Here is a 19,754-nt window from a genome sequence, read left to right on the forward strand (position 1 = left end):
CTCAGGCGCGCGCCCTTCGATCTCAACCGAATGTGGGACGAACCTACTTCCTTTTGGCTTCTACTTCGGACCGCCGGCCTATGTTCTCCTGCCTTGGGAGGCGGGCAGACCAGACGTCATCGTCCGGGGCTTGTTCACTCGCAGCCGGCATCCAGGATCCTCATGAGCGTCAAACGCGCACTTCTGCTGAGCACGGGCGATCGTTACATCGTGATCGGCTTGAACTTTGTCACCGTCGCCGCCGTTTCCCGCGTCCTGACCCCCGAGGAGATCGGCATCTCGGTGATCAGCCTGGCAATCCTCGGCATCGCGCTGTCGGCGCGGGAATTCGCCAGCTCGAGTTTCATGATCCAGCGTCCGGTCCTGAGCAGGGAGGACATCCGCGGGACCTTCAGCCTGATGCTCGCCCTCACGGCGGCAATCGCAGCCTTTCTGGTTGTGGCCGCTCCGGCGCTCGCGTCCTCCTTCCACGAAGAAAAACTGGTGCCTTATCTTCGGCTGGTGTCGGTGTGCCTGTTCGTCGAATTGGTGCCCATCCAGGTCGTCACGCTGATGCGCCGTGAAATGGCTTTCGGAAAGGTCGCCATGATCAACGTTGCCGGGGCGGCGACAGGCGGAGCTGCTACCGTCGCGCTGGCGCTGACCGGGTTCAGCTATATGAGCTTTGCCTGGGCCTGGCTGGCGAGCAGCACGGTCACCGGCGTGTTGGCCCTGGCGCTGCGCCCGGATTTCTGGATGTTCAAGCCGACGTTCAAGCAATGGCGCAGGATAGCCGCGTTCGGCGGGTACAATGGCGCCATCGTGTTCCTATACAGGGCCTATGAGGCCTTGCCCCTCCTGTTGCTCGGCCGTGTCCTGTCGCCACATGCGGCGGCGCTCTTCAGCCGCGGGCTGACGGTGTGCCAGATACCCGACAAACTGATCCTTGGCGGAGCCATGGCGGTTGTGCTTCCGGCTTTTTCCGCCTCGGCCAGGCAGGGCGGGGACCTTAAACGATCCTACCTACATGCCATTGAAATCATCACCGGGCTTCACTGGCCGGCATTGCTGGCCGTCGCCGCGCTGTCCTATCCCGTCGTGGACATCGCGCTCGGCCACCAATGGCAGGCGGTTGCACCGCTGGTGCAAGTCATCGCGCTGGCGTCTCTTTTCACCTTCAGCTTCGAGCTGAACCATCCCGTGATGATGGCGATGGGCTCGATCAGGGACATGTTCGTAAGGTCGCTGATCGTCGTCCCCGTCTCGGCGGTCGTCATGACGACCGCGGTCCTGCTTGCCGGACTTATGGGCGCGGCGCTGAGCCTGATGTTCATTGTGCCGTTCCAGGCCTTTGTGTCCTTGAGTTTCGTGCGTCGCAGGCTTTCGCTGCGGTGGGACGAGATAGCTGTCGCCGTCCGAAAGAGCGGCGTCGTCGCCGCGTTGACCACACTCGGCCCGCTGGCCATGGTCGTTGCCGGCGGCTTCAGCTTCGACCTGTCGTTAGGACAGGCGATATTCGCCGGGTGTCTTGCCGCGGCCGGCTGGCTGGTCGGAGTGTTCGTGACCGGCCACCCCTTGTTCGACGAAATAGTCAATGCCGGTCGAATTTTCCGCAATGCAGTTGCTCCGACATAATTGTCGGCGCCATTGCAGCGGAAGGCCGTTTCACGCCTTTCCTGGAATTGCCCCCGCAGCCAGCACGTCCCTCCATTGCTGCAGGAACCGATCCTTGGTTGCAGCTGACGCGGTGTCGCGCAGCGCGCGGCTTGTTTGTGTTTTCTCCGCGGCGCTTCGCGAAAGCGCTCTCCCCATCACTTCCGCGATCGCGGCGGGATTATCCGGCTGCACCTGCGAGCAAACGCCCCCGACGGCCTCCACGAGGGCACTGCCGGCGGACACGATCGGCAGCAGCCCCATATAGGCGGCCTCCAGCGCCGGCATGCCGAAACCTTCGAGAAGGCTTGGCAGCACGAATGCCTCGGCATTTGCGTAGAGCCAGCGCAACTGCGCGTCGGGAACATATCCCATGAGCCTCACCCCCGGGACGGCGCCCGCGAGTTCCGCTATCTCCGCATAGCCGTCGCCGCGCGTTCCGCACAACACGTATCCGACCCCTTGGCGATGGAAGCCGCCGTCTCGATACGCCTTCAGGGCGGCGACCTGGTTCTTGCGGGTTTCGAACGCGCCGACGGTGAGAAAGAACGGACCGTTTACACCGGGGACCGCCTCCGCCGGACCATCGAACAGTTCGGTGCGCAGATAAAGCGGGATTGTCTTCAGGAACCGGAAGCCGGACCCGAAAAGGATCTCGAAGTGGTGCGCCGAGAAATTGCTGACGAAAACGACGCCTGGCCCAACGCGCCGGATCTTCTCGTAGGCAAGACGATAGTTGGCGCAGGTCCGTTCGTCGTAGAGTTCGCGATGCGTCAGCGGGCCAACATCGTGGCAAAGGACAATGTCGTTCTCGCTCAGGCGTGACCTCAGGACGTAGAGCGGGTCCAGGAACAGCCGGGTGCCGCGTTCGTCGACCTTGTCACGGATCAGGAAGATTTCGCTGTCCTGGAGCCAGTTGATCTCCAGCATCATCAGCCGGGCGACAATCTTGCGTACCAGGCCCTCGGGAGCGAAGAAACCCAGCCGCCAGTGCCGGATCCCTGCCCTGCCGGGGACGAATTCCCGGGTCAGGTCCTTGGCGATGTGATAGGCCCCGGTCCTGTTCAGGATCGACAGCGAGCTGTCGAAGAGAAGCGTGCCGGCGGACGCCAGTCCGCCTGGGGCGCGTAATCCGCGCGGATCGATCCGTTTGTTCATCGTGCCCCTCTTCACACTGCGATCTGACAGGGAGCTATGCCGCTCCAGCTATAGTTGCGCTCCCGCGCATGCATAACCAACCGTCCGCTCTCGCCGCTTCGACTATCCCGGCAAGGTCGGTCCCTGCCGGGCCGGTTACCCGCTGAACTCCCCGAAGTCGGCGTCGACTTGAACCATGAGCTCGAGGTATTTCCATGCGATCCATCGCCAGGAGTAACTGCTTGCCCTGGCGTATCCCTTGGCGACCAGCCGCTCCCGCAAATCCGGGGTGAGCATCAGCAGGCGGACGGTTTCGGCCCAGGATTGGATGTCGTCGGGATCGGCATAGAGAGCCGAATCCCCACAGATTTCGGGCAGACAGGGCGAGGTCGAGGCCACGACCGGGCAGCCCGAGGCCATCGCCTCGACGGCGGGCAGCCCAAACCCCTCGATGCGCGACGGGAACAGAAAGCACAGGGCGCCTTCGAGCGCCTTCTTGAAGTCGTCGTCCCCTATCCGCCCGAGGAAGACCATGTTCCCGGGCATTTCCGGGAGGTATCGCAGGATCGTTTCCTCGTCGACATCGCCTGGCATCCAGAGATCGAGACCCATGGCGTCGAGGAGCGGGGCAAGCCTGGCGAGAAGCGCCATGTTCTTGTACTCTTGGTCCCGCCTTCCGAGACAGAGAACATAGGGTCTGCCGCGGTCGACGGTCAGGGACGATCTCGCCGCATCCCATCTCTTCGCATGGTCGCTGCCATTGTAGGTGACCACGATGTTTTCGTCCGGCGCGATGCCGAACGCCAACAGGTGGCTGCGCGAGAGCTGCGAGACGGTGGTGATGCGGGCGGCCCGCCTGCCGAGCGCCGGCAGGATAAGGCGGTGCGCCCATCGGAAACCCCGCCCGTAGCTCGACGGCATGAGCCTGGTATGCATATCGTGGATACACGCGATCTGGCGCCTCAATGCGACGGGAGCGAGGTTGCAGAAGCTCAGCAATCCTCCCGGTACATGCCAGGGCAACTGCGCCTGCACCCAGAATTGGGGGAGACGCGGCTTGCTGAATTCAGGCACGACCCGGACAGGGATGGCGTCGAGGCGGAAGGTTTCGGGAAGCGGACGCGGCACCACGAGATCGATCTCCAGGTCGCGGCCAAGCGGATGCCCTTCCGAAATGAGAGCGTCGAGGGCCATGGTCACTTCGCTGGCGTAGCGGGCCACTCCGGTCGGCCGAAGTGTCGTGAAGTCCCCGTTTATCGTCCAGCGCCGCCTCGGCGCTTCCCGGTCCGACCACGTCCATGCCGAATGCCCGATCAGCGATCCGGCGTCCCCGGCAAGCGAGGTCGCCAGCGGTGTCCTGGAGCGGTGTCCATTCAAGCGCCTGGCCGATCGTGCCGGTGGCGATTCTGTCGTGTCGAACTCGATTTTACCCATCTCCGCCTCCCCGGGCCCTCTCGGCGCCCTGGACCAGACTAGCATCGCGCGAGGCGCGAAGGTCCTCGAACGTTTGAGGTAGGCAGACTTCCAAACCTCGCCTATCCGGATGATTTCCGGGTTACCCGGATGACCCGATGGCCATGGTGACCCGCCGCCTTGGAGGCCCCACACTGGAAGTTCAAAGGGGGACGGCATGGCGCGGCGTTGGACAATCAATGGGCGTTTTCTTTCCCAGCCGACAACAGGCGTCCAGCGTTATGCGGGCGAGGTCGTCCGTTCGCTCGACGCTTTGCTCGCAGAACATGGGCCCCTCGCCCGCGGTCTCGACGTTCGCCTGCACTGCCCGCCCGGGTCGCAGGAGATCCCGCTCGCTTTCATCGAACGCGTCGAAATCGGCCGCACGAGCGGCCACGTCTGGGAGCAGACGCAACTCCCCTCATCCCTCGGCGGCGGCGGACTGCTCAGCCTCTGCAACACGGGACCGCTGCTTTCCCGCAAGCATATCGTCTGCATCCATGACGCGAACGTCTGGAATGCTCCGCAGAGCTATTCCCTTGCCTTCAGGAGCTTGTACCGAACCTTGCTGCCCAGTCTCGGCAGAACCGCGTGGGGCATTTCGACCGTTTCCGACTATTCGCTGGGCGAGTTGGTCCGCCGCGGCGTCGTCCCCGCCCACCGGGCCTTCGTAGCCCCGAACGGCCATGAGCATGTCCTGCGATGGATGCCTGAACATTCCCCGGCAACCCGGCTGGCGGCCTCGCCGGAAACCATTGTCATGATCGGCAGCGCCGCCCCCCACAAGAATGTGGAACTCATCCTGAACATGGCCGAGCGCCTTGCCGCGGCCGGCCTCAGCATCGCAATCGTCGGCATGTCGGACGCGCGCGTCTTCAGGTCGGGATCCGCCAAGGCCAAAGCGCAAAACATCCACTGGCTCGGCCGTATTTCCGACGGGGAGCTGGCGGCTCTCCTTGGGGATTCGCTCTGCCTGGCTTTCCCCTCGCTCACCGAGGGCTTCGGCCTTCCCGCCCTCGAGGCGATGGCGGTCGGCTGCCCCGTGGTGGTGTCGGACCGCGCCAGCCTGCCCCAGGTCTGCGCGGACGCGGCGCTTTTTGCGCCGCCCGACGACCCGGAAGCATGGTTCGACCGTTTCATGCAGCTGCGCGATTGCGAGGACAAGCGGACGCAGATGATACGCCGGGGACGAGCGAGAGCCTCAGCATTTGGTTGGCAAGCGACGGCCTTGCGCTATCTCGAGGCGATGGCTGCAGCCGACGGCGTCGACACGCAAACGAAGGTCGTCCGAATACGCGAACTCACATGATCGCGTGAAGCGCCTGGACGGCCCCGAGCGATTCCAGGATGGCGCGATCGAAGTTCTCTTCGGAAAAGCGTCCCGCATTCCTGGCGCAGGCGCGGGGCGTCATGGCGTGGCTGTTCTCTTCGAACCGTTCGACCGCCTCCTTGAGGTGATCCACCGTCTGGGCCTTGAACAGCACGCCGGTGGGCTCGGGAGACGACCCAAGGCGCTGCACGATGTCGACCGCTCCGCCGCGGCCGAAAGCGATCAGCGGCGTTCCGCAGGCCTGTGCCTCGGCCAGGGCGATGCCGAAGTCCTCGCAGCCGGCGAAGACCATCGCCTTTGCCCGCGCCAGGGTGTCCACATAATCCTGCCGGGGCAGGTATCCGGAAAAAGTGACGTTCGGGCCGGCAAGTGCCCGCAGGCTGGCCGATTGCTGGCCTTCGCCGACGATGACCAGGCGCCGCGACGGCATCTCGTTGAAGGCCCGGATGACGAGGTCGGTGCGCTTGTAGGGGGCGAGGAAGGACGCCGAGACATAGTAGTCGTCCTTGTCCTCCACGCAGGGCAGTTCCTTCAGCGAGACCGGAGGGAAAACGACGCGCGCCTCGCGTCCGTAGATGTGCTGGATCCGCGAGCGGACATAGTTGGAGTTGGCCAGCATGAGGTCCGGGCCATGCGCGGTTCTGGTATCCCACGTCCTCAGGCGATGGAGCATGTAGCGATAGAGCATTCCCTTGGGGCCGAAGCCAAGCCGACCCTGCTGAAGATAGGAAAACTGCTCGTCCCAGGCGTAACGGACCGGGCTGTGCACATAACAAAGATGCGGCTGGTCCGGCCTGGTGATCACGCCGCGCGAAAATGCCGCCGAAGACGAGATCACCGCGTCGTAGCCCGTCACGTCGAACTGTTCGATCAGGAAGGGACAAAAGAAGAAAAGCGACCGATAGAATTTCTGCACCATCGGGATCCGGTTGGCCGCGGACGTATGGAATTCCACGTCGTGGAAATATTGCTCCTTCACGTCGGCCGGCAGGAAATCGAAAAGCGTGAAGACTTCGGCATTGGGGAGCTGCTTGCAGATCTGCGCCAGCACCCGTTCACCACCCCGGAAATTCGGGCACCAGTCATGAACGACGGCTATCCTCGCATATCTGTCGACGTCGAGCCTCGGCGCAGCCGGCACCTCCTCGATGGGCATATCGACCCTGGCCGCAAGGGCCAGATCGGAAGCGCGTTCGTGGAGCATGGTTCCCCCTTGCCTCGGCAGGCCAGCAGTCTCCATCCCTCGCAACGACCCCGGCAAGTTCTCCGATCGGCTACAGGCTGCTCCGGGCGCATGTTCGACTAATACTTATGGCTGCGGCCGTTCGCCGGGATACTCCGAAAGCCGGTGCCAGGGGGTAAGCCAGGCTCCCTCCGTCTCCTTTTATGCAGGCTGTTTCGACCCCGTCACCGGTCTAGGGTCAGCTGGAACCGAAGATGGACCGGCCATGAAACTCATCGTGATCATCCCGACCCTCGGCCGCAACGAACAGGTCGCGCGCCTGCTCAGCTATCTGAGCGGCCAGACGAGACTTCCAGACGAGGTCGTGTTGTCGGCGCCCGACGCCACGCATGTCGAACTGCCGGAAAGCTGTCCCTTCCCCGTGTCACTCGTTTTCGGGCCGAAAGGGCTGGCCGCCCAGCGCAACACGGCTCTCGTACCTGCCCTGGGGCGCTCCGACATCATCACATTCTTCGACGACGATTTCGTTCCATCCGCCGAATATCTGGAGCAGATCGAGAAAGCTTTCGCGGAAAATGACGGATGGGCGGTGGTGATGGGCATGGTGGTCAGGGACGGAGCCACCAATGCCGGCCTCACCTGGGAAGCCGCCGAAGCCGCCTTGCGGGAAGCCGAGGGCAAGAAACATGAGGGACCGCTGGTGGTCGACCATGTCGGCGCATACGGATGCAACATGTCGCTCCGCTCCTCGCTTGTGGGAGATCTGCGTTTCGACGAGCGCCTAGTCCTCTACGGCTGGCAGGAAGACATCGACTTCACCAGCCAGATGAGATCCAAGGGGCGCGTGGTCTGCGTGACCTCGATCTCGGGCGTCCATCTCGGCATCAAGACGGGGCGGGTGAGCGGAGAGCGGTTCGGCTACTCCCAGGTCGCGAACGCGATCTACCTGGTCAGGAAAGGCTCCGTTCCGGCCTCTTTCGCGCTGCCCCTGATGTTCAGGAACATCGCGGCCAACCTGGCGAGGAGCCTGCGGCCGGAGCCGTATGTCGACCGGAGGGGCAGGCTCAAGGGCAACATGCTTGCGATCCTGCATGTCGCCATGGGGCGAATCGAACCCGAATACATCCTGAAAATCTGAGGCGGAAAAGACAATGCGGAAATGGCTTGTAACGGTGTCGGCTTCCTTGGCGGCGGCGACCGCCTTCGCCTTGCCGGCGATGGCTGCCGAGTATCTGCTCGGTCCTCAGGACAAGGTCAGGCTCAAGGTCTACGAGTGGCGTGCGTCGCGCGATGTGATCTTTGAATGGACCGCTCTCAACGACGATTTCGTTGTCGGCGCCGACGGCACGCTCTTCCTGCCATTTGTCGGCCAGATACGCGCGCAGGGCACCTCGCCGGGCGACCTCGCCCGCGCAATAGGCGACCGCCTGATGCAGCAGATGGGCCTCGGCCGCCATCCGGATGTCGCTGTCGAGATCGCCCAGTACAGACCGTTCTACATCGTCGGCTACGTCACGCAGCCCGGTGAATTCCCCTACAGACCCGGACTGACGGTGCTGCAGGCGCTGGGAATCGCCGGCGGCCTGCGGACGCGCGAGGATGACATCCCGAGGCTCGAGCGTGAGGTCATCGCCGGCCAGGGCGACGTGGGCCTGTTGGCGCTGAGCAGCGTCACCCTGCTCGCGCGCAAAGCGCGGCTGGAAGCCGAGCAGGCCGGCAGCGACGACATCGCGTTTCCTGCGGAGCTGAAGGACAGGGCTTCGAACGCAACGGTCGCGGTGGCGATGGAGCAGGAACGCAGGATCTTCGCCGTCCGCAAGGAAGCGATGACAACGCAACTGCGTTCGCTTAGCGAACTCAAGGATTTCCTGGAGAAGGAACTGGACTCGCTCCAGCAGCAGCTGACTTTCCGCGACAAGCAGATCGAGCTTATCCAGAAGGAATTGGCGGGCGTTTCGAGCCTTGTCCAGAAGGGGCTTGCGGTTGCACCGCGGGAGCTCAATCTGGAAGGGACGGTTGCCCAGATGCAGGGCGACAGATTGGCCGCCGAAACCTCGCTCTTGCGGGTCAGGCAGGAGATAAGCAAGACCGACATCGAGATTCTCAATCTCAACAACCAACACGCCAACGAGATCGCCGCGGCCTTGCGGGAGACGCAGTCGCAGCTCAATGAAGTTGTCAGCAAAGCCGAGACCGCATCGCAGTTGCTGCACGAAACCGCGGTCACGGCTCCTGCCCTGCTTGCGCTCAGGGAACACGCCGAAAGGGCCAAGCCGATCTTCAAGATCGTCAGGATGACGGCCAATGGTTCGCAAGAACTGGCGGCCGAGGAAACGACATCGATCGAGCCGGGCGATACCGTGAAGATCGAGATACCCGCGCCGACATCCGCCTTGTCCGCCCTCCCTGCGGATGGCGAGATTCAGGGGCAAGCGCTTCCGATCCAGAACACCAACTGATCAAGCCCGCACAGCTTGGGCTCGGGCGGCAGCCTGCCGCCCGAGCGTCGATCGATTGCCTGCGAGCAGCTCTCGCTGTTTCATGGAAACGCAGAACCGCCGCACAGTGTTGCGCGACATGCGTCAGAGGATACGTACTCGCCAGATCGCAAGCGGTTGTTGGCCACTCGGGACGGCGAGCCGCCGCTTATCTCTGCCAGGAGGGATGCTGCCATGAAGGGCTCGGGGCACAGGCCGATCCGCGTCATGCCTGAGTGAACTGTGCATGCAGTGATCCTGGCCCTTGCTATGCTTTTTGAGGCCGCATATCAGTGATCATTCGACCGGCTTCCGCACCAACTGCACAGGAGTGGCCAACGCGACTAGCGGGTCTTTCCATGCCGCAGCGAGCCGATCGGTCCCGTGATGTCGCAGCTGGAGATGTCGGTGCTCATGAGTGTAGTCGCTGTATCGGCGGCAGGCGTTCTGATGGGACTGCGGTTCAAGGCTCCCGCCCTGATCGCCGGGACAGCCGTGCTCTTGATCGGCAGCCTTGTCTGGAATGGCCTTGGCTTGCCGGGCTACGTGACGATCACCAGGTTCCTCATCCTGGCGTTCGCAATGGCTTGCGCCTACATCGTCGGCCTGTCGATTTCCGTGCATAGGAAACGGACCCAAGCGTAGGCCGCCTCGGCTTTTTGAGCAGTTCACATTCGTAGAATTGTTATGACTGTTTTCTTCAGTGCGGGACAGAAACCAGTCGAATTCCCTTAGATTAGGATCGATGAAGGGATTGCAAAGGAAAGATTTCATTTGCAATCCGCATATTCAACTGATCACGGAACCTTCCGGGATCCTGGCCGTTCGTTCCCGATCCCAGAGGTTGCGTAGCCAGCGCGTCAGAGGGACCTCCAATCCCAAATGAATTCCTACTGTGACGACGACGGCAGTGACTGCCGCGAGTGGCATTACCACAATGGCCATTCTTGGCTCTGGGGCCATAATCTTGGCCGCCAAGTTTACGAACGGCTGCAACAGCATGGGGTGAAACAGATACATCGAATAGCTGGCGGCGCCAACCAGCAGCACGATCGAGTTGCACGTCGTCGCCCCACTGCGCTCAGCAACCAGGGCGCCCGTTACCACCAGGACAGCCGGAAACCCGTAAGTTACGATTCTGTACTCGCTTGAAGAGACCTGTAAGTAATACTCGATGGAAAGCACGGCCAGGCCTGCTGCAACGAACGCAACGCCGACGGGCAGCCCGAGCTGCCTTGGCTGGGACAAATACCAGTAGCCGAGCCAGCATCCGGCGACGAACTCCAGCACAATGGAATTCGTATAGACACGCAGCGCGAAAGGGCTATCCGGTCCGAACAGCGACCCAGCCGCCACGACAACGAGGAGGACCGCCGAAACAACCGCCACTCTGTCGCGTGTGCTGCGAACCCAGAGGAACGCGCCAAATACCAGGTAAAAGAACATTTCGTAGATCAAGGTCCACCCGAGCGACAGAATGGGCGCCTTCTCCCCGTCCAGCCGAACTTTAGGGTAAAACACAAACGACGTGACTATGTCGGCCAGGCTATAGTCCTGCAGCCCGTTCGGCCGGAATCCGAGCCCGAACAGGACAATGAGCGCCAGGGTTGCCATCCAGTAGAGAGGGGCAATTCTGATCACCCGTTCACCGTAGAACGCCCAGGCGGAACGTTCTTTTTGCGCGTACGCAAAAACCATCACGAAGCCGGAAATGACGAAGAATATGTCGACGCCCTCCGCGCCTATATCGCTGTGGAAATCGGTGCCAAAACGGCGGTTTAACATGGGTCCAAGATGATAAAGCAAAATCGTTATCGCGGCGATGCCTCGCAACGCCTGTAAGTTAGCGACCAATTGAGCCTCCCGCTCCTCTAAAATATTTCTATTTTTCCACTTTCTAGATCTTTAACGCCCCAAAACGCTAACTTCTTTTACCCTATACTTTGGTGACCGCCTGTCCCATGGGGTTCACCCGAAAAAATGCGATCTTGCCACGCCCATGCCCACCCGGGGGCATTTAGCCAGTCTCGTGGCGTCGCAGGGGTCCGGCTAAAAACAATGAGACGGGATAGGATGGACCATCCGACACAGACGATCCCCCGTTCTAGGAAGCCCTGTCGAAGCGCATCACCGCAAACACGGTCCTGAACAAGATGGCGAGATCGAGCCAGATTGACCAGTTCCGCACATATTGGCTATCCAGCGCCACACGGCTGGGGTAGTCCATGCTGCTTCTGCCGCTTACCTGCCAGAGGCCGGTAACGCCTGGTCTCGTCCGAAGGTATTCCTCCAGATGGTCGCCATAGCGCTTGAGTTCGTCCTTCACGATGGGCCGCGGCCCCACGCAGCTCATGTCGCCACGGATGACGTTGAAGAGCTGGGGAAGTTCGTCGAGGCTCGACTTGCGCAGGATCCACCCGAGGGACGTGACGCGGGGATCGTCCCTGATCTTGTGAGTCTCCTCCCACTCCGCGGTGACCTGGGGATTGGCTTCGAGATATGCTTTGAGAACTTCGTCCGAATTCGCGACCATGGTGCGGAATTTGTAGCAATTGAACGGCTTTCCGCCGAAGCCGACCCGGCTGTGTGAGAACATCGCCGGACCTCCCGTCGTTATCCTGATCAGCAGGGCAACGACGATCATGACCGGCGCGGCCATGACAAGGGCCGAGATTGCCACGACCAGATCCATGAACCGCTTCGAGATGCCTCCCAGGCGAGGGTTCGTCGTTCCTGCCCTAAGCGAGGGCGACAGGTCTGCCAGCACTGCCCCGGCATTGTTGGGCTTGGGCGAGGCAACGACATGCAGGACTGTCGTCCGGCCGTCGTCAGGCTCGGGGAGAAACGGATGAATCCAGATCGTCGCTCCCTTGTGCGGCTGTTTCTCGAAGGCGTCTGTTGTCATTGGACGGTTGCCGGTTCGAAATTGTCCTCGACACTCTTCCAAGGCCGAGGCTTGTGAGCAAGAAAGGCAAAGGAGGTAGCGCGGCGCTCCGGGGCTATCCCCTTATCCCAAGGAATGATCCCCCTACACGCTTTGACGACTTCCGAAGGAGGATTCTCGATACCGGCCTCATGCCTTGCGGCGCTTGGACGTCATCGCGCGGGCCTTCGTCAGGAGCACGCCAAGTATCGGCGTCCTGCTGGCCTGCAGCGTCCTGACAAGTTCCCGCAGTGTTTCGACTTGTGTCCTGCCCCACTCGGCGACGATCACGACGCAGTCCAGGACCGATCCCACAATCAGCTCGTCGGCGCCCGAGGCGAGCGTCGGCAGGTTGACGATCACGATGTCGTAGGCGGCAAACTCGTATGCGGCCAGGTCGCTGGCGGTAAGTTCCGCAAGGAGCGCCTTCATCTTGTCTGGCGCCAGCAGATGCTTTTCGTCCACCACCGAACTTGGCAGCATGTCGAACGGCCGTCCCGGGGCGCGGACGATGTTGAGGCGAACGGGATCCTGGCACGGTCTGTCGAAGGCCCGTGACGGGCCGAGCAGACGTGTGGTCATGCTCGCCCGGATGTCGGCGTCGATCACCAGCGTCTTCAGGCCGGACATCGCGTAAAGCGTGGCAAGATTGCTGGCGACGGAACTTTTCGAACTGTCGTTGGAGACAGCGGTCAACCCAAGGAATCTTATCGGATGACTGGTTTCCGCAAGGCTGATTTCCGTTCGTGCCTTCCTGAGGCCGTGGCTGAAGGGGGAATACGGGTATTTCACCACTTCGTCGAGGCGGCCGGAATCCAATCTCCAGCTGGTGGGCGGCACCTCTCCGACGCATTCGACACCCAGATTGTCGCGGATGTGCCGCGGCGACCTTATGGTCCAGTCGAACGTATGCCTGGCAAACGAAATTCCGATACCGAGAATGAGCCCGGTAACTGCCGCCAAGGCCAGAAACAGTTTCGGCCTGGGAGCGCTCGGATAGAGCGGCGCCGTCGCAGCCGTGATCACCCTTGCGTCGGCGACCGGATACGACTGCTGGCTTACCGAGTTGGTGTAGGCCTGGAGGAAGCTTTCGTACATCTTCTGGTAGGTTTCAGCAGTCACCTCAAGCTCTTCGAGCGTCGGCACAGCGCTCGTGCCGCCGCTGGCTTCGTGGCCGACGCTATAGTCGTGCCGCGACCGGAACTCCTGCGCTTTCGCCATGGCCTCGTTCATCTGGGCGCGCAACTGGCCAAGGCGCTGCTCGAGCCACGCGCCGCCTTCCTTCGCGGCGTCGGTCTTGGTTTCGATCTGTTCGCGCACGAAGGCATCGGCCGTGGCGTTCGCAATCCTGGCTGCGCCCTCGGGATCAAAAGAGGTGAAGGATATGTCTATCGCATAGGAAACGCCGACCCTGCGGATGTCGATGCCGTTGCGGAAAATAAACATGCTGCGCCGAGACTTTTGATAATCGGTCAGCGTCGCAGGCGTTTCAGGCACGCCTAGGCCGAAATGCTCCCAAAGCGAGGTGAACCAGGCGCTTTTCCGGGGCCCGAAAGCGTCAAGCAGGATGGCTCCTATCCTCCTGAATCTCTCCCGAAAAGTCGGAGCCTGCGGACGGTTGAACTCGGGGTCATCGATGAGCTTCAGCTGGTCGATGACCATCGCAGCGATCTTTTCCGACTGCATGACTGCGATCTGGCTTTCCACTTGGGCGGTATCCAATGACAGATTTACTTCACCACCCTCCTGCAGGTGTTGCGGCAATTTCGGCTCGATCAGGATCTGCGCGCTGGCGGTGAAGGTTGGGTCGGTGGTCAAATTGTAGAAGCCGGCCACCAAGAGCGCCGCGGCAAGGCAGGCGATGATGGTGCCAACATAGCACCGCAGAAATCTGGTTATGTCGGAGAGGCCAATGAACTCCTGTTCGACGGAAGCCTGCTGGTCCGTTGTCGAGGGCCATTGATTGGGAAACATGCGGTTCATTCAACGCCTCCGGCAGGCGTGCGCGGAAACCTGCGCGCACGCCGTCCCCATGCAGGTGGTCCTTGGCATTCGGCCACTGTTTTCATTGAAAGCCGAGGCCCCGCGATCCCAGATTGCCGCAAAAGACTATCCCGGCGGTGCGGAAGGTAAACGCCGCCAATTGGCGTATGCGGCTACGTCCTATGGGAGGGAAGAAGGCGCTGCAATTCTGCTTGAGTCCTGCGCACAAATGACAGCTGCCGCTGCAGCGAGCCCTGCCGTGTGTGATTCAACATCATCTTTTGTGTGAGCGTATCGATCCTCACGGAGACAACTTCGAGGGTTTCGCCGTTCTCAAGCGCCTGCACAGAAAACGCGGCGCAGTCCGTCATCGCGTTTTCCGACGGATAAAGTTGCGTCGCCTCCTTCTCGATTTCGACTTGCGTGGCCTGAAGCAGGCGGACCAGCCGGCCGAGGCGCCTTTCATCGACATCTTTGCGCGATGGAGACCTCAATGCGGGAAACGGCATTTTGCGGCCCAATCCTTACCTGAGCGCCCGAATGGAACGCATGTGCCAGAATACAAAACGCGCTCGCCTCTACGAGGCATCCTTTCGGCGGTCGCCTGGCATCTCCTATTGGATGAGGGGAACGTATCTGGGTATCTGGACTGCCCGAATTCCTGACGAGGCCGGCGCCCCACAGCATGCTAAGACCCTGCCTCGGGTCGGAGCGATTTCGGAGCGGAAGGTGTCCTCTACAAACTCAATTACACCACGAGGCGGTGTCCGGCCGGCCGCCGCGCTGGATGGTAGTGGACGTGACTTGGGCAGCCATTTGATCGCGCCAACATGGCGCCCAATAGCCCGGCTGTTCCTTGGCGGCCTTGGGATCCAGGACGTCGGCATGGCTTTTCGCAGTCTGCCTGCCTCACGCCGCTGCTGCCAGCTCCTCGCCGGGGCCACTGTGACAGCCTCGTCGGAGAAGCCTATAATCCGGCTCTGGTGCGCTGCTCCGTCCAAAGGGCGCCGCGACATGGTCGATGCTTTCGACCTGCAGTTGCGCCAAGATCCATAGGTCGGAGCGAGTAACCAGAGATTTCTTAAGAAGGGACTCCAGTATGGCATCCGAGCTGGTTTGTTTTGTCATGAGCGGGGGCGTGGGTTCACGCCTGTGGCCGCTTTCGCGCGAAGACAATCCCAAGCAATTCCACGACCTTTCGGGCGACGGTTCAATGCTGGCAAAGACTGTCCGGCGGCTCAAGGCGCGGCCCGACAATCAGACTCCAATCTACCTGATCGCTTCCGAACGACATGCCGATCGCGTTATCTCTGACATTGCTTCGCTCGGCCTGAACGGCGGTAAACCGATCTTCGAGCCTGTCGGTCGCAATACCGCCGCGGCCGTCGCCATAGCCACCCTGCAGACGATCTCGGAACATGGTAGCGATGCACTTGTGCTCGTGGTTCCCTCCGATCATGAAATATCGACCGACGCGCAATTCTGGGAGACCGTCGAGTCGGGCGTTCCTGCCGCCGAGTCAGGAAGCATCATCGTGTTCGGCATCAAGCCAACGCATGCGGAAACTGGATACGGCTACATAGAAGTTGCAGGAACCGACGACCGCGTGGCTGCAGTTTCGCGCTTCGTCGAAAAGCCCAACGCAGAGACAGCGCGCAACTACGTATCGTCAGGACGATTCTACTGGAACGCAGGCATTTTCCTGTTTCGTGCCGACACCATGCGCCGGGCATTTCTCGAGTTCCAGCCGGACATCTGGGAAACTGCAGAACGGGCCCACAAGACTGCACGCACGGACCTCTCGGGTATCTGTCTCCCCCAGGGCTTCTACTCGGCCGTACCCTCCACCTCGATCGACTATGCCGTCATGGAGCATGCACGCGATATTGCCATGGTTACGGCTTCCTTCCGCTGGAACGACCTTGGGTCGTGGCAATCGCTGCTCGAAGCGAGCCCGACAGACCGCAATGGCAATGTCGTTATGGGCGACATCGTCGCCATGGACTGCGACAGCTCCTACCTTAGGAGCCAAGGCAGGCTGCTGACCGTCATCGGCATGACGGGGGTGGCGGTAGTAGCGACACCGGACGCGGTGTTCGTCGCCCCTGTCAGCCACAGCCAGAACGTGAAGAAGGTCGTCGAGCAGTTGGAAAAGAGTGGACGGCTTGAGACGAAGTACACACCCTCCGGAGACCGGGTCATCATCAACGGTTCCTGGCGCAAGCGCGTCGAACATTGGCTCTTCAACGAAACCCTGCCGCTTTGGTCCACCGTAGGGGTCGATGATGTGAACGGCGGCTTTCACGAGGCGCTCGGTTTCGACACAAGGCCGCTGGGGAGGCCCAAGCGCATGCGCACCATGGCTCGCCAGATCTACGCCTTCGCGGTGGCCAAGGAACGCGGCTGGGCCGGACCAGCCGACGAGCTGATCGACCACGGCATCGACTTCATTGCCAAATATGGCCGTACCACCCGTGGCGGCTGGGTGCGCACCCTTAATGTCAATGGCAGCGTGGCTGACCCTGCGGAGGACGCATACGATCATTCCTGCGTACTCCTGGCACTTTGCCATGCTCATCGATGCGGCCATCGCGAGGCCTTGCGACTGGCACAAGAGACATTTCATTTCATCGACGCGCATCTCGAAGACGACCGTCTGAACGGCTTCCTGGAAACCTCCGGCTCCAACGGGATGCGGTTTTCGAACCCCCACATGCACATGCTGGAGGCTTTCCTTGCGTGGCATGGCGTTACTGGCGACCGCACCTATCTGCGCCGGGCGGCTCGCGTGGTCGATCTCTTCAGATGCCATTTCTTCGACCAGGAGAGCTGGACGGTAGGGGAAAATTTCGACGTCGACTGGCTACCTTTGCCTGGAGAAAAAGGCTTGTCGACCGAACCAGGCCACCATTTCGAATGGGCCTCGCTTCTCATCGATTTCGCTCAAAAAAGCGGACAAAAGGACTTGGCCAGCTACGCACGGAAGCTCTATTCGTCCGCGATCGCCAGCGGATTGAATCGGGCTACGGGTCTGGCTTACGCGGCTGTGTCGCGGCAGGGAATACCCATCGACCGGCTCTCGCGCAGTTGGCCGCAATGCGAGGCCATCAAGGCAGCCATAGCCTTGGACGGCATAGGCGGGCCTGATTTGAAACCAGAGATAGAGGCCCGTGTCGCCCGCCTCTTTCGATGGCATATCGATCCCGCCCCCCTTGGCTTGTGGATCGACAGAATTGACGAGCGAGGAAGATCACAGGCAACGGAGGTTCCCGCCAGCATTTTCTACCACTTGGTGACAGCCTTGATGCAGTATTTGGACAAGACCGAAGGGCAAATCGAATCTTTCCCGATGCCGGCTTTGGGCCTGGGCAAGGGCGTCGCCGCGCGGGCTCTGGGCTAGGCCTCACGGTCTGCCCAACACTATTCATCCGGCTGGGTACGGAAGAATTCGACAGCGTGGCAGGCCAGCGATGCACGCGCCCGTACGATCAAAGGTGGCGAGACCCGTCGCGGACGGCAAGCGGCGACCCCGTTAGCTGGGTAAGTGACCATGGTTTCTCTGATAAAAAACTTGTCGCCGTTCTCCGATGGGACGTCTCAGCGGCGACGGCGGTATCGTGGTGTCCCAAGGTGGAAGGGCAAGCTACGGCTAATTCGGTATGCCTGCCTCTGTGTCGTCGCTCCAAACCGGGATAGCATGCTTACAATATGTCTAAACGGACGCACAGATTGAGCTTTTCCAATCTGGTTGCCGCCGTGGATCGCGATTAAATCGCTCAAGGCGAGGTGATGTGAGTCCAAATACCCTTCTTGTCCGGACAGTTGAGAAGCATACCATGGCAAAAAAGAAATCGCGTACTAGGCCCAGCAGTGATCTCTTGAAATTGCTGGCCACCAAGCCTCGAGCTGTTGCCCTTGCCGCGTTGCACGTAAGTGAATCGGTGCTGCTTGAACTTGAGGCATCGGAATTGTTGTCGGCGAGACAGATAAGAGGGTTGCTCAAGGACGCATCAAAGACCTTGCGGAATGCCGCCGGCCAAGTGGACAATCGCAGCAGCTTCATCGCCGCCGAAATAGTCGATTCCATGCAAGAAACGTTCACAAGAAATAAAAGCTAGCTGCGGGGTTGCGACGCACAACGCTTGCTTTCGCATGCTGGTAGCTGCGACGTCGCACAGGTACCCATCACGCCAAATTTAATGTACATTCGATCCGTTGGGGATAGAAAGGAAGACATCGGGCGGGATTATAGATGTTGTACGCTTCACAGTTTTTGGGCGGGAATGAAAAGCGCTCATCGTATATCAGGCTTGCCGACGAAGATTCGGCGCTCATGAAGACGCTGGGGTTCACACCGAAGCGTTATCCACCCGAGACGGTCATTTTCAGCCAGGGTGAGGACAATGATCGCGTATTCATAGTCGAGTCGGGCTGGGGTTGCCTGTCGCACGAACTTGCAGGGGGGCAACGACAGATCCTTGATTTTGCCTTGAAAGGGAATCTCGTCCTGTCTCGGTCGAGCGGGGGTGGCGCGCTTGAAACGTTTGTTGCTCAAACCGAACTGAACGTCTTGGTAGCCTCGACCAAGACATTTACGCTCGCAGCCATGAAATCCCCCCATCTTTTCTCCCTTGTCGTCGAGGCTCTTGGGCACAAGGCTGCGGTCATCGCTGAACATCTCACCAATGTTGGACGACGCAGTGCCTTGGCGCGTACCGCACATCTGTTCCTCGAATTGAGGACGCGCCTGGAACACATAGGCTCCGTCACCCGCGATAGCTATGAATGCCCTTTGACCCAGTACGATCTCGCGGACGCCCTCGGTCTCACTCCAATTCATGTCAACAGGATGCTGCGCGAACTGCGCGAGCGTAAATTTCTCGAATTCCGGCAAGGCCGTGTTCGCGTGCTCGATCTACGAGGCATGACGGAATATGCGGGTTTCGAATGCAGCTATATCGACAGTTGACATGTGTAGGAGCAACTTGGCATCCAGATGCCTCCTGAGCGAGGAGCGCATTGCCGTCCCGCAGCAAGGCCGGCAAAAGGGTTGGCTCTGCACGGCCATTGGCGCCGGATGACCCTTCCCAGGGATTCCGCCGGGCCGGCTCCCGGCACCTTGCGTGTTCGACCGCCCATGCTTCCGCGGCGCTGACGCCTGGGTGATTTCCATCTCCCTTTAGCTGCTAGCCAGCAAAGCCCTCATCGTAGCCCTTTGAGGCAAATGTTGGTGTCCGCACCAAACCTATGGCGCAGCGCCGATGCCTCCGGTGCGCGGCTCGCTCATCGCGGCGCTGTCAAATCCACATGCAAGCAGCTTTGCCAGCGCGAGCTACATCCCCTTATTGGACACGAGCTGGAATGGCCGGCGCGGTCTGGGGTGTTGGGATGCGGGCCGCACCGGCCATCGCGGTCGGGGGGCCTCCCGCAAGGCGTGGTATATCTTATATTAGCGACACCGCAATTAAGCCTATCGGACGACCACCACCATCGCCGGGGCCGGAAGGGATCGCGTGCAAACCGAGGATTGCGGACTTGCTGTTCAGACCTATTTTGAGAGCGGAACGCAGAGGCTGAAGGACGGCATGCTAGAGCGCCGGGAATGCCGACTGCGGGACGCGATACAGCACGATCCCT

Annotated in this window: 15 protein-coding genes; 8 read left to right on the forward strand and 7 right to left on the reverse strand. The window is 60.9% G+C overall.

The features are described 5' to 3' along the window. The first annotated feature begins 162 nt into the window (after nt 1–162). Nucleotides 163–1,614, forward strand: coding sequence for an oligosaccharide flippase family protein (locus tag X739_RS149080; RefSeq protein ID WP_023781617.1), 1,452 nt, complete (start codon nt 163–165; stop codon nt 1,612–1,614). A 30-nt stretch (nt 1,615–1,644) separates the two neighbouring features. On the opposite strand, the gene X739_RS149075 is transcribed toward X739_RS149080, so the two are convergent. Both X739_RS149075 and X739_RS149070 read right to left on the reverse strand, forming a co-directional pair. Next, nucleotides 1,645–2,790, reverse strand: coding sequence for a glycosyltransferase (locus tag X739_RS149075; protein WP_023794942.1), 1,146 nt, complete (start codon nt 2,788–2,790; stop codon nt 1,645–1,647). A gap of 135 nt (nt 2,791–2,925) precedes the next feature. Continuing rightward, nucleotides 2,926–4,203, reverse strand: a complete 1,278-nt coding sequence (locus X739_RS149070; RefSeq protein ID WP_023794943.1) for a glycosyltransferase family 1 protein — start codon at nt 4,201–4,203, stop codon at nt 2,926–2,928. A gap of 196 nt (nt 4,204–4,399) precedes the next feature. Between X739_RS149070 and X739_RS149065 the strand changes: the two genes are divergently transcribed. Continuing rightward, complete coding sequence (locus X739_RS149065) at nt 4,400–5,530, forward strand: glycosyltransferase family 1 protein (protein WP_023794944.1); 1,131 nt, start codon at nt 4,400–4,402, stop codon at nt 5,528–5,530. Here the strand turns inward: X739_RS149065 and X739_RS149060 are convergent. Next, complete coding sequence (locus tag X739_RS149060; RefSeq protein WP_051407744.1) at nt 5,523–6,707, reverse strand: glycosyltransferase; 1,185 nt, start codon at nt 6,705–6,707, stop codon at nt 5,523–5,525. The two genes, X739_RS149065 and X739_RS149060, sit on opposite strands and share 8 nt — an antisense overlap. Before the next feature lie 292 nt (nt 6,708–6,999). Between X739_RS149060 and X739_RS149055 the strand changes: the two genes are divergently transcribed. The 3 genes from X739_RS149055 (at nt 7,000) to X739_RS149045 (ending at nt 9,856) form a co-directional block, all read left to right on the forward strand. Beyond that, nucleotides 7,000–7,872 carry a glycosyltransferase gene (locus X739_RS149055; protein ID WP_023794945.1) on the forward strand — a complete coding sequence of 291 codons (873 nt, stop codon included), beginning with the start codon at nt 7,000–7,002 and terminating at the stop codon, nt 7,870–7,872. A gap of 13 nt (nt 7,873–7,885) precedes the next feature. Further along, the gene (locus tag X739_RS149050; RefSeq protein WP_023794946.1) at nt 7,886–9,193 is read left to right on the forward strand and encodes a polysaccharide biosynthesis/export family protein; all 1,308 of its coding nucleotides are present in this window, start codon (nt 7,886–7,888) and stop codon (nt 9,191–9,193) included. A 432-nt stretch (nt 9,194–9,625) separates the two neighbouring features. Further along, the gene (locus tag X739_RS149045; RefSeq protein WP_140717095.1) at nt 9,626–9,856 is read left to right on the forward strand and encodes a hypothetical protein; all 231 of its coding nucleotides are present in this window, start codon (nt 9,626–9,628) and stop codon (nt 9,854–9,856) included. A gap of 144 nt (nt 9,857–10,000) precedes the next feature. Here the strand turns inward: X739_RS149045 and X739_RS149040 are convergent, their stop codons facing one another. From X739_RS149040 to X739_RS149025, 4 genes are all read right to left on the reverse strand, one after another. Beyond that, complete coding sequence (locus X739_RS149040; RefSeq protein ID WP_023794947.1) at nt 10,001–11,065, reverse strand: acyltransferase; 1,065 nt, start codon at nt 11,063–11,065, stop codon at nt 10,001–10,003. Nucleotides 11,066–11,315: 250 nt separating this feature from the next. Then, a complete protein-coding gene (locus tag X739_RS149035) occupies nt 11,316–12,116 on the reverse strand; it encodes a sugar transferase (RefSeq protein ID WP_023774777.1) in 801 nt (266 codons plus the stop codon). Between the two features lie 168 nt (nt 12,117–12,284). Then, the gene (locus X739_RS149030; protein ID WP_023794949.1) at nt 12,285–14,117 is read right to left on the reverse strand and encodes a GNVR domain-containing protein; all 1,833 of its coding nucleotides are present in this window, start codon (nt 14,115–14,117) and stop codon (nt 12,285–12,287) included. A gap of 173 nt (nt 14,118–14,290) precedes the next feature. Continuing rightward, complete coding sequence (locus X739_RS149025; RefSeq protein WP_023774779.1) at nt 14,291–14,626, reverse strand: hypothetical protein; 336 nt, start codon at nt 14,624–14,626, stop codon at nt 14,291–14,293. A gap of 590 nt (nt 14,627–15,216) precedes the next feature. Here X739_RS149025 and X739_RS149020 point away from each other — a divergent pair. The 3 genes from X739_RS149020 (at nt 15,217) to X739_RS149010 (ending at nt 19,086) form a co-directional block, all read left to right on the forward strand. Then, nucleotides 15,217–17,517: a mannose-1-phosphate guanylyltransferase/mannose-6-phosphate isomerase gene (locus X739_RS149020; RefSeq protein WP_023794951.1), complete on the forward strand. Its 2,301-nt coding sequence runs from the start codon at nt 15,217–15,219 to the stop codon at nt 17,515–17,517. A gap of 436 nt (nt 17,518–17,953) precedes the next feature. Further along, nucleotides 17,954–18,235, forward strand: a complete 282-nt coding sequence (locus X739_RS149015) for a hypothetical protein (protein WP_023774782.1) — start codon at nt 17,954–17,956, stop codon at nt 18,233–18,235. A gap of 134 nt (nt 18,236–18,369) precedes the next feature. Beyond that, on the forward strand, nt 18,370–19,086 hold the full coding sequence (locus X739_RS149010) for a Crp/Fnr family transcriptional regulator (protein WP_023774783.1): 717 nt from the start codon (nt 18,370–18,372) through the stop codon (nt 19,084–19,086). Nucleotides 19,087–19,754: the final 668 nt, after the last annotated feature.

Source organism: Mesorhizobium sp. LNHC209A00 (assembly GCF_000502915.1).
Taxonomy (GTDB): Bacteria; Pseudomonadota; Alphaproteobacteria; order Rhizobiales; family Rhizobiaceae; genus Mesorhizobium.

What these genes read in the sequence shown, in the direction of transcription:
- X739_RS149070 (WP_023794943.1), bottom strand. Translation starts at nt 4,203, where the DNA reads ATGGGTAAAATCGAGTTCGACACGACAGAATCGCCACCGGCACGATCG.
- X739_RS149020 (WP_023794951.1), top strand. Translation starts at nt 15,217, where the DNA reads ATGGCATCCGAGCTGGTTTGTTTTGTCATGAGCGGGGGCGTGGGTTCA.
- X739_RS149015 (WP_023774782.1), top strand. Translation starts at nt 17,954, where the DNA reads ATGGCAAAAAAGAAATCGCGTACTAGGCCCAGCAGTGATCTCTTGAAA.
- X739_RS149045 (WP_140717095.1), top strand. Translation starts at nt 9,626, where the DNA reads ATGAGTGTAGTCGCTGTATCGGCGGCAGGCGTTCTGATGGGACTGCGG.
- X739_RS149010 (WP_023774783.1), top strand. Translation starts at nt 18,370, where the DNA reads ATGTTGTACGCTTCACAGTTTTTGGGCGGGAATGAAAAGCGCTCATCG.
- X739_RS149065 (WP_023794944.1), top strand. Translation starts at nt 4,400, where the DNA reads ATGGCGCGGCGTTGGACAATCAATGGGCGTTTTCTTTCCCAGCCGACA.
- X739_RS149060 (WP_051407744.1), bottom strand. Translation starts at nt 6,707, where the DNA reads ATGCCCATCGAGGAGGTGCCGGCTGCGCCGAGGCTCGACGTCGACAGA.
- X739_RS149030 (WP_023794949.1), bottom strand. Translation starts at nt 14,117, where the DNA reads ATGAACCGCATGTTTCCCAATCAATGGCCCTCGACAACGGACCAGCAG.
- X739_RS149055 (WP_023794945.1), top strand. Translation starts at nt 7,000, where the DNA reads ATGAAACTCATCGTGATCATCCCGACCCTCGGCCGCAACGAACAGGTC.
- X739_RS149035 (WP_023774777.1), bottom strand. Translation starts at nt 12,116, where the DNA reads ATGACAACAGACGCCTTCGAGAAACAGCCGCACAAGGGAGCGACGATC.
- X739_RS149075 (WP_023794942.1), bottom strand. Translation starts at nt 2,790, where the DNA reads ATGAACAAACGGATCGATCCGCGCGGATTACGCGCCCCAGGCGGACTG.
- X739_RS149080 (WP_023781617.1), top strand. Translation starts at nt 163, where the DNA reads ATGAGCGTCAAACGCGCACTTCTGCTGAGCACGGGCGATCGTTACATC.
- X739_RS149050 (WP_023794946.1), top strand. Translation starts at nt 7,886, where the DNA reads ATGCGGAAATGGCTTGTAACGGTGTCGGCTTCCTTGGCGGCGGCGACC.
- X739_RS149025 (WP_023774779.1), bottom strand. Translation starts at nt 14,626, where the DNA reads ATGCCGTTTCCCGCATTGAGGTCTCCATCGCGCAAAGATGTCGATGAA.